The 3,976-nt window shown below is 44.6% G+C and carries 2 protein-coding genes; both read right to left on the reverse strand.

The window, feature by feature from the left end:
• Nucleotides 1–90 precede the first annotated feature (90 nt).
• A complete protein-coding gene (locus STRDD04_RS04455) occupies nucleotides 91–3,456 on the reverse strand; it encodes an FtsX-like permease family protein (RefSeq protein ID WP_062199699.1) in 3,366 nt (1,121 codons plus the stop codon).
• Nucleotides 3,457–3,468: 12 nt separating this feature from the next.
• Nucleotides 3,469–3,976 (reverse strand): ABC transporter ATP-binding protein (locus STRDD04_RS04460; RefSeq protein WP_082757340.1); only part of this gene is annotated, 508 nt, incomplete at its 5' end.

Below are 3,976 nucleotides of genomic sequence, written 5' to 3' on the forward strand. Positions count from 1 at the left end.
AACCAATTCGGTCCTCTCCAGATATTAGCTGACATCAACCCACTACAGTTGACAAAGAGCCTAAACATTGAGGGAAGTTATATACGAATATTAATCCACCGACTTGAGAGCTTCTAGCATATCTACCCGTCTGAGATTGTAATTGACCATATAACCTAAAAGGATTAGGATACCCATGATGGAAATGACTGGAATCAGGTAAACCGTAAAGGACACTTCTGGATTGAAAAGAACATTGTCCGGTGCAATCATCTGCAACAGAAAGCTGTGAAGCGTCTTCCCAGCAAAGATTCCGACCACAATGCCAATCAGTGAGAGGACAATCGTTTCACGATAGATATACAGGGTTACCTCCTTGTTATGGAAACCCAGTACCTTGATGGTAGACAACTCTCGAATCCGCTCAGAGACATTGATCGTCGTCAAATTATAAAGGATGACCACTGCCAAGAGAATGGAGACCAGAGTTAGAATCTGCATGACCAAGCCCAAAGACTTGACAGCTGCATTAATCGACTCTATCACTTCAATATCCTGTACGACAGTTTGAACACCGGTCTCTTTCATAAAATCAGCAGCTCTAGCCTGAATATTCTTGCTTGAAGGATTTTTGAGCTTGACTAGATAGGCATTAATCGCAAAATCTCGGGCAAAAACCTTTTCATAATAGGTTTGATTCAGGAAAAGAAAGTGGCCTGCATACATTTCTGAGATACCTGAAACCTTTAGTTTGTAGGCCTTCCCTTCATCAGATGTCAGTTCAATGCTGTCTCCGACCGATACATTTAAAACAGTCGCCAGTTTTCTTGAAAGAACAATGCCATTATCTGAAAGAGTCAATTTTTGCCCACTTTGACTATCATAGAGCTCCATAAAACCTTTAAAGTCATTGTTTTTTGACACAAACATAGCAATGGACTGCTCATCTTTGAGACCCTTGATGGTTTTGGTAAAAGTCTCACGGTAAATGCCTTGGGAGCCAGATACTTTGTCTGATTTCAAGGCTTGGATCAGATCCTGTTCTTCTGCTTGGCTGCTGCGATTCTTCTCTACAACAATCATATCATACTGAAAAATTTCCCCGAATTGCCGCTCTGCAATTCCTCCCAGAGAGGAAGAGATGCCTAGTCCTGCAAAGAGCAAAGCGACAGAACCAGCCACTCCAAAGATGGTCATAAACATACGCAACTTGTAGCGAAAAATGTTGCGGGCAGTCACTTTTTGAGCGAAGCTGAGACGACGCCAGATAAAACCGATTTTTTCCAATAAAATGCTTGAACCCTTGCTTGGAGGCTTGGGTAAAAGCAGCTGAGCTGGCTTTTCTTTCAACTCCTTGTGAGCAATGTAAAGTGCTGGTACAACACTGCAGATAAAAGAAAGAACTAGGGCAGCCAAACTAATTTGCCAGTAGAAATCTAGTCTAATCGCTGGGTAAGTCGAGGTTTGGAAGAGTGACTTCCCAAGGATATAGGGCAGAAAGTAGGTTCCAGCAAGAATACCCAAAATCGTTCCCAGGACACCTGCAATTAAGCCATAGACAACAAACTTTTTGATGACGTCTCTGTTTTCGTAGCCCAAGGCCCGAAGAATTCCTGCGTTCATGCGCTCCTCACTCACAAAACGTGTCATCGTCGTCATGGTTACCAAAGCTGCCACCAAGTAAAGTACGATTGGAAAGACATTTCCGACCGAGGACATACCGCTGGCACGAGTTGCCGTTATCTGATACTCTGTGTCTCCCGGAAAGTTGCGTCGGGTATAGACATGGTAACTTGGAAGCGATAGACCAGCAGCTTCTTCTTTAGCTTTTTGAATCTCTGCCTGTCCCGTTTTAATCTTGTTCTCTGCCTCTCCCTTTTGCTGAGCAAACTTAGCTTTTTTCTCATCTAGGCTTGCTTGAGCTTGGTCAATCTGCTGCTGACCTGCTGCTAACTGTTCTTTGGCTTGGGCCAGCTGATTGACGCCAGACTGATATTCAGCTTTTTTACTTTCAAGACTGGCTAATCCTGTCTGATATTGATTTAAGCCAGCATTATAGATCGCTTTTTTACTTTCAAACTGGGCGGTAGCCTCTTGGTACTGGCTTAAGCCAGATTGATAGGAAGCTTCCTGAGCTTGATAGGTTGTAAGTGCCGTCTGATATTGGACATTGCCAGCTTCTAGTACCTGCTGGGCAGCAGCCAATTCTGTTTCCTTAGTGGCAATTTCTTGCTGGGCAGCAGCAATTTTCGGAAAATCAGCAGGATTGCCACCTTGAGCCTCAATAGCCGCAAGCTGCGCCTGAAGCTGAGATTTGGCAGCTTCCAATTCGGCCTGACCTTGGCTGAGACTAGCTTGGGCTGTATCCAAGTCCGCCTTTTTGCCCTCTAAGATTTGCTGAGCTGCCATCAGGGATGCAAGTGCCGCATCTAATTGTGCCTTGTTTTGATTCAGCTGATTTTGACCTGCGGCAATTTGCGGAGCTACTGCATCCAGCTGAGCTTTTGAAGCGGCAAGTACCTGTTCAGCCTCAGCAAGCTGGGTGGCAGCCTGACTTAGTCTTCCTTCATTTTCAGCAATTTGTGCCTGAGCCTTGTTTAAATCAGTTTGTTTCTGATTGATTTGATTTTGCCCATCCGCCAGCTGATGTTCAGCATCTATTAGACTTTGCTGAGCTTTTTGCAAATCGGCCTCACCGTCCTGAATCTTCTTCTTAGCTGCTGACTGGATTTCTTCTAAACGATTTTCTGCATTATCTGCGACCAGTTTTTCCAAGTCTTTTTGATGCTTTTCCAGTTTGGTCCGATAGTTAAGTCCAAAAGAATTCAATCCCTTTAAATCCATATAAGTCAAACGGGCAAGAGTATAGACTTGACTATCAAAAGCTTGAGGCAGCACAAGGGCGTAGCCAGACAAGGTCCCATTTCCAACATTGGTATTGCCAAAATTAACAGTGGAACCCAGCTCTCCTGAGTTTACAAAACCAGTAATGGTAAAGCTGTGCTGAGTCAGAAGTTGATTTCCGCCACTCTTTTCGTTTACAGTAATCTTATCTCCGATTTTGTAACGATCTTGAAAAGAGCTGAGCAGTGCAATTTCTCGGTCATTTCTTGGATATTTACCAGAAACCAGCTTAAATTTAGAAATATTATCTGGCTTAGAAAAGACCCGAAGGGCTTGGTAGGATTCACCAATCACAGCATCTGTAAAATAACCGTACTCCACCTGAACACCATCTAGCTCATCTAGCTCTTTTTGGTCTTCCTTACTAATCCCATAGTCAGAAATAAGAGCTAAATCCATGGTGTTAAGACTGGCTAGATAGCGACTGGCAGACCGCTCAATATCAGGACCAGATGTCTTGAGCCCAACCAAAGCAAAAGCGCCCAGCATCATCAGACTCATAATAGAAATAAAGCGTCCTCTTGACTGACGAAAGGAGAGCCAGATATCTTTATTAAGAATTGATTTTCTCATCTACTCACCCCGCTAATATTCCAGACTGGCAATATCCTGAGGCCTAGCATTTAGAGTAACGGACTGGATTCGGGCATCGTGCATACGGATAACCCGATCCGCAATAGGAGCCAAGGCAGCGTTGTGGGTTACGATGATGACGGTCGCCCCTTGCTTGCGGGACATGTCCTGAAGAATCTGAAGAACCTGCTTACCAGTCTTATAATCCAAGGCTCCGGTCGGCTCATCGCAGAGCAAAAGCTTAGGATTTTTGGCCACTGCCCGAGCGATAGAAACCCGCTGCTGCTCTCCACCTGAGAGCTGGGCGGGGAAATTATTGATTCGTTTCTCCAAACCAACCGCCGTCAAAGCCGCTATCGGATCCTGGGCATCCTTGACAATTTCAGAAGCTAGCTCCACATTTTCCTTGGCTGTCAGATTGGGAACCAAATTGTAAAACTGAAAGACAAAGCCTACATCGTTGCGGCGGTAGTCAGTCAACTGATGAGAAGTGTAATCAGCAATGTTCTGGCCGCCTATC

Source organism: Streptococcus sp. DD04 (genome assembly GCF_001578725.1).
Lineage (GTDB): Bacteria > Bacillota > Bacilli > Lactobacillales > Streptococcaceae > Streptococcus > Streptococcus sinensis.